General features: G+C 47.7%; 5 protein-coding genes and 1 pseudogene. 3 read left to right on the forward strand and 3 right to left on the reverse strand.

The genetic code is table 11. From position 1 onward, the window contains the following. Positions 1–668: restriction endonuclease subunit S (locus FC814_RS22990; RefSeq protein ID WP_205713606.1), on the forward strand; the 668-nt coding region annotated here is incomplete at its 5' end. A 227-nt stretch (positions 669–895) separates the two neighbouring features. After that, positions 896–1,237, forward strand: coding sequence for an endoribonuclease SymE (gene symE / locus FC814_RS22085; protein ID WP_085460285.1), 342 nt, complete (start codon positions 896–898; stop codon positions 1,235–1,237). A 47-nt stretch (positions 1,238–1,284) separates the two neighbouring features. Here symE and FC814_RS23375 read toward each other — a convergent pair whose 3' ends face one another. The 3 genes and pseudogenes from FC814_RS23375 to FC814_RS23800 form a co-directional block, all read right to left on the reverse strand. Next, complete coding sequence (locus FC814_RS23375; protein WP_137326471.1) at positions 1,285–2,448, reverse strand: DUF1524 domain-containing protein; 1,164 nt, start codon at positions 2,446–2,448, stop codon at positions 1,285–1,287. A gap of 47 nt (positions 2,449–2,495) precedes the next feature. Beyond that, positions 2,496–3,378: pseudogene (locus FC814_RS23380) on the reverse strand (DUF262 domain-containing protein). Between the two features lie 95 nt (positions 3,379–3,473). Further along, positions 3,474–3,638: a DUF1127 domain-containing protein gene (locus FC814_RS23800; protein WP_000394265.1), complete on the reverse strand. Its 165-nt coding sequence runs from the start codon at positions 3,636–3,638 to the stop codon at positions 3,474–3,476. A gap of 176 nt (positions 3,639–3,814) precedes the next feature. On the opposite strand from FC814_RS23800, the gene FC814_RS22105 reads away from it, so the two are divergent. Then, positions 3,815–5,227: a PLP-dependent aminotransferase family protein gene (locus tag FC814_RS22105; RefSeq protein ID WP_137326472.1), complete on the forward strand. Its 1,413-nt coding sequence runs from the start codon at positions 3,815–3,817 to the stop codon at positions 5,225–5,227. Positions 5,228–5,399 lie beyond the last annotated feature (172 nt).

Genomic DNA, 5,399 nt, shown 5'->3' on the forward strand with positions numbered 1-5,399 from the left:
CTGATAGAAACAGAAGCCACTGGAGCACCTCAAAAACACCATCATACACTAAATCAGTAAGTTGGCAGCATCACCCCCACTTTATAAAATATGAAGATCTAGCTTATATCGATGTAGAACAAGCTAAAAAATTGAACAATGTAGTGATCCATGAAAAAGATGTACTTCTAAATATAACTGGAGCATCTATCGGACGAGTAAATATCGCTCCTGATGCTTTTATTGGCGGTAGGGTTAACCAGCATGTGGCAATAATTAGGTGCCAGCAATCTAAAATACTTCCAGAGTATTTACATATTTATATGGCGTCCCCATATATCCAGAGATGGATACAGGGTGAAAACTACGGAGCAACCCGCCAAGCATTAACTAAAAAAATGCTTGAGGAATTGTTAATTATTGTCCCACCGATAAAAACACAACACGAAATCGTTCGCCGCGTCGAGCAACTCTTCGCCTACGCCGACATCATAGAAAAACAGGTCAACAACGCCCTGGCACGCGTTAACAACCTGACGCAATCCATCCTGGCAAAAGCGTTCCGTGGTGAACTTACCGCCCAGTGGCGGGCCGAAAACCCGGAATTAATCAGCGGTGAAAACAGCGCCGCCGCGTTGCTGGAGAAAATCAAAGCTGAACGCGCAGCAAGCGGGGGTAAAAAATCCTGATCATTATTTTCTGGCGCACCTTTCCGGTGCGCTTTTTATTATTTCAGGCCAATTATAACTCACACGAATATATTTAAATCATTCCAGAAACTGCCCATTTTATTCTATTTTTAGCTGGACTTTCCCCATATTTACTGATGATATATCCAGGTATTTAGCGCGGTGCGGATGTGCGCCAACACACCCGCACCGCTCATCACAATCACTATTTATGGAGAATAGCAGTTATGACTGACACGCATTCTATTGCACAACCGTTCGAAGCAGAAGTCTCCCCGGCAAATAACCGTCAATTAACCGTGAGTTATGCGAGTCGCTACCCGGATTACAGCCGTATTCCCGCCATCACCCTGAAAGGTCAGTGGCTGGAAGCCGCCGGTTTTGCCACTGGCACGGCGGTAGATGTCAAAGTGATGGAAGGCTGTATTGTCCTCACCGCCCAACCACCCGCAGCCGAAGAGAGCGAACTGATGCAGTCGCTGCGCCAGGTGTGCAAGCTGTCGGCGCGTAAACAAAAGCAGGTGCAGGATTTTATTGGGGTAATTGCGGGTAAACAGAAAGTTGCCTGATAGATTGACCCGGTAGCGCCAAGTGCTACCGGGTATTATTCGCCGCATTATACCAACGCACTCTCCATCTGTTTTTCAAATGCCTGACGAATTAATCCCATAATATAAGGAAGTTGTGCGAGGTCGCTGAAACCAATTTCCACATCGCCATTGCCCCATCGCCCAACATTTGTCACATCTTTGGCAATACCTTTCGGATCGACCAGTTCATGAAACTGCATATTAAGCGACAATCGCAGTCGGCTTTTTTGCGGCACAACATCAACAAAATTCGTTTCCGCTTTAAACGCAATATACAGTTTTAAAACTTCCTGTGTGATCCCTGCGTCCAGGCACATAACTTCATCGCGAAGATGATCGAATAACACCCGACTATGCGAACCATCAGCAAGGAAAGGAAAATCATTCAGGCTGTAACTGGTTTTGTTCTCCGGCTGCCCCCGATAAACAGCTAAAACCTCTTCAGGAAGAGAAGGCGCTTGCCAGACCTGAACCGCGAGATCGGCCAGACGATCGGCACGGGCGCGAATGGCGGCTTCATCCCATTTTTCGCACTGTCCAAGACCGATATTCAAATAGAGCGGGCTATGCTTAAAGCCGTCTTCAATATCGCGTTTTTCCGCGAAAGGTCTGTCACTGTAGCGGGAGTTATAGCGCGTTAAAGTGAGATTCCCCAACGTATGCAACAATTCTTTATGAATACGCTGCCAGTCGCTTCCCAGCTCTTCGCGCCATTTAGCCGACAGGTTTTCGTTCTGCGGCATAATGTGCTCAATCGTAAACTCTTCCACGCGCTCTCTGCGTTTATCGTTTTCCAGTCGTCGTAACCAGTAGCTGCGACTGCGGAAGTTATAGAGATCGCGAACTTTTAATTCCCGTTTAAATTCATCATCGTTGGGAAAGCGACGATATGAAGGCAGGTTCATAAAATGCACCTGAATGCTTTCCAGATAATTTTCTTTATTAATGACTTTATAAAAAGTGGCAAACGTCTTGTTCAAAGAATTCGTCGGAATTGCACACACTGCACGACGGAAAACATAAGATTCAATTAAACGAATTATGCGCAGGAAATCTTCGTGAGACAAAACGCCATTTTTATAGTCATGATAAAGCGCCAGTAAGAAAGGATACGCCACATCGACCTTTAACTCGCGCAAATCCTGAAAAGCCGTAGCAAGCGATTTGTCACTTTCCTTACCCAATGCCATTGCACAGTAATACTCCGCGTAGATGTGTATATCTTCAACCAGCCGATCTACGCCTTTTTCAGCAACACTCTGGCTGCGGGCATGTAGTTTAAATGCCTCATAGACTTCATCTGTCCGAGGGATCTCCCCCGTTTTTACCGTCAGATAATGACGCATAAAACTGTCAAAATATTCGCTGTAACCTTGCTGACCAAAAGCGACTTCCATTGGACGCCAGTGATCTTCATACAACTGGGTTTGATGCTCTGGTTCGAGACCCATCAGAATAAAATTGCGCACCAGATCGGCCTGACTTAACGCCTTACCGGTGGAGTTCATACTTTCAAAAATCAGTTGCGGATTATCCTGACCACGATTAAGCGCCACATCGACAATTAATAACTTTGCTAACCCACGACATAAGGGGATCAAATCATCACCGAGTTTGGCAATTTGCTCATCAAAGAAAGTAAAGTTTTCCATTATTCGATGGGAATAGTTTTCTGGCATTGGTCTTTGTTTTATTAATGCCAGCAAACTGTCTTTATCGGTCTCGGTCAACAGTAATTTAAATCCTTTCTCACCGGACTCATAAGGATTGAGTAAATAATAATTACGCAATTTCATTGCCGAAAAGCCATCAAAAACTTCTTCTTCGCCAAGATGGCGCGATAAAGCCTCAATCAGCAACATTGCGGTCGTCAGCCGCTGTTGACCATCAATGACCAGCAACGGAGAAATACCGGAAACCTGATACAACCCCTGCTCTATATAAACAACCGAACCGATAAAATGCGCTGATATATCATCACGCTTTCCGGCACGAATGATGTCGTCCCAAAGTTGCCGACATTGTTGCTCTGTCCATGAATAGGTGCGTTGATAAATGGGAATAACAAACTGCTGCGAACGTTTTAAAAAATCGAGTAAACGGGCTTCTGTTGCTTTCATTCTGACGTCTTTCCGTGAAGCGATGATTTCACAATAATAAACACTTCCTTGTGAAGGTTATAGAGAAATCCTGTTTATCCGCGACGAACAGCCCCTCACTCCACATCCTCCCTGCGTAACCCAATATCCCTCAACCGTTCATCACTCATCTGCTGTAACACCCGCCGGGTCTGTTTTTTCAGCCACCAGCTTCTCACTGCCTGCCAGAGTTGTACGAAGCCAGTAAACGGCGCTTTAGCTTTGTTTTCATGAAATTCCATCTGCTGCCTCCTCATCTTTCAGAGGCTTAATCATCCGCCTTCTGGCAGTTCACAATACAGATGCAAATATTACTTTTATTTAACATACAGGCAGGTTAAAACAGCATCTGCATCCGGTTTTTTAGCCTCATCTGTACCGGTTTTTCTCTCTGTATGCTCCAAATAAGGAATACAGCATGACGCGTTATCAACATCTGGCGACTCTGCTTGCCGAACGGATTGAGCAAGGGCTGTATCGTCACGGGGAGAAATTGCCGTCGGTGCGCAGCTTAAGTCAGGAGCACGGCGTCAGTATCAGCACCGTGCAGCAGGCGTATCAGACGCTGGAAACGATGAAGCTCATCACTCCGCAGCCGCGTTCGGGTTATTTTGTCGCGCAACATAAAGCCCAGCCACCAGTGCCGCCAATGACGCGTCCGGTGCAGCGCCCGGTAGAGATTACCCAGTGGGATCAGGTGCTGGATATGCTGAAAGCGCATAGCGATAGTTCTGTTATTCCGTTCAGTAAAAGCACGCCGGATGTCGAAGCGCCCAGCCTGAAACCGCTCTGGCGGGAGCTAAGCCGGGTGGTGCAGCATAATCTGCAAACCGTTCTCGGTTATGACTCATTAGCCGGTCAGCGGGTATTGCGCGAGCAGATTGCCCGTCTGATGCTCGACAGCGGCTCGGTGGTCACTGCCGATGACATCATTATCACCAGCGGCTGCCATAACTCGATGTCGCTGGCGTTAATGGCGGTGTGTAAACCGGGCGATATTGTCGCGGTCGAATCCCCGTGTTATTACGGTTCAATGCAGATGCTGCGCGGTATGGGCGTGAAAGTGATTGAAATCCCAACCGATCCAGAAACCGGTATCAGCGTTGAAGCTCTGGAACTGGCGCTGGAACAGTGGCCGATTAAAGGCATCATTCTGGTGCCAAACTGCAATAATCCGCTGGGATTTATTATGCCGGACGCCCGCAAACGAGCCGTTCTCTCTCTCGCTCAGCGTCATGATATTGTGATTTTTGAAGATGATGTCTACGGCGAACTGGCAACGGAGTATCCACGCCCGCGTACTATTCATTCATGGGATATCGATGGTCGGGTGCTGCTGTGCAGTTCGTTCAGTAAAAGCATTGCGCCAGGCCTGCGCGTGGGCTGGGTCGCGCCGGGGCGATATCACGATAAACTGCTGCATATGAAATACGCCACCAGCAGCTTTAATGTACCGTCCACGCAAATGGCGGCGGCGACGTTTGTGCAGGAAGGTCACTATCATCGCCATATCCGGCGGATGCGGCAGAATTATCAGCGCAATATGGCGCTTTATACCTGCTGGATACGGGAATATTTTCCCTGCGAAATCTGTATTACGCGCCCGAAAGGCGGATTTTTACTGTGGATAGAATTGCCTGAACAGGTCGATATGGTCTGCGTCGCGCGGCAATTGTGCCGCATGAAAATCCAGGTGGCGGCAGGCTCGATTTTCTCAGCTTCCGGTAAATACCGTAATTGCCTGCGCATCAACTGCGCTTTGCCGCTCAGCGAAACCTACCGCGAAGCACTGAAGCAAATTGGCGAGGCCGTGTATCGGGCAATGGAATAAATACGGCATCGTGACGACGCGCCTGAATTTCCTCTGACGAATAGCTTGTGGCTCGTTTTGTCTCTATAGCAACATCTCTACGTTCCAGCATGGCTTAGGCTTTGTTGAATAAATCAGATTTCGGGTAAGTCTCCCCCGTAGCGGGTTGTGTTTTCAGGCAATACGCACGCTT

It is taken from the genome of Escherichia sp. MR (assembly GCF_005280595.1).
Classification (GTDB): domain Bacteria; phylum Pseudomonadota; class Gammaproteobacteria; order Enterobacterales; family Enterobacteriaceae; genus Escherichia; species Escherichia ruysiae.